General features: G+C 57.8%; 1 protein-coding gene. It reads right to left on the bottom strand.

Going from position 1 to position 548, the window contains the following annotated elements:
• Positions 1–548 (bottom strand): glycogen-binding domain-containing protein (locus AC1QQ2_RS15030; RefSeq protein ID WP_479713753.1); only part of this gene is annotated, 548 nt, incomplete at both ends.

Below are 548 nucleotides of genomic sequence, written 5' to 3'. Positions count from 1 at the left end.
AGCACCACAAAAGAATAGTCCTCGCCCGTTCCGCCATCGCCCACGTTTAGCGCGCGAAGGGGCTGGCAAGGTTGGCCCGGCAAAGCAACCGTCAAACTGTGGTTAAAGCTGCCAAAGCCATTGGGAACCAAGGTGCTGTCATCGCCGGGTTGCAAGCGTTCTTCGCCATTCACAAAGTACTTGTAGGCATAGTTTCCGGCTGGCAAATTCAGCGTAGCCTGGTAGCTTCCACCGGTAGAATCGCCCACGTAGCGCATGGGGGTAGCGCTGCGGTTCCAGTTGTTGAACGACCCAAAAAGCGTCACCCGCAAGCTGTCCGACGCCGGCCCATAGCGGAACGTTACAGGCTGGGCCATGCTCTGCTTGAGGAGGAGGCTGTATTCGCCGTCCGCGGCGTGGAACGTAACGGTGCCCAGAGGAGCCTCCATGCGCCCGGTAATGCGGTAGATGGCCGAATCCTTCTGATAACTCACCTTCAATCCCTTGGGCCAATCCACCGACTCTACCTCCGAAAGCACATAGTCCTCCACGTAGAGCTTCGTTTCTCC

This window comes from Aestuarium sp., assembly GCF_023253315.1.
GTDB classification, from domain to species: Bacteria; Pseudomonadota; Alphaproteobacteria; order Rhodobacterales; family Rhodobacteraceae; genus Marivivens; species Marivivens donghaensis.
This window is presented reverse-complemented; position numbering and strand designations above follow the sequence as displayed.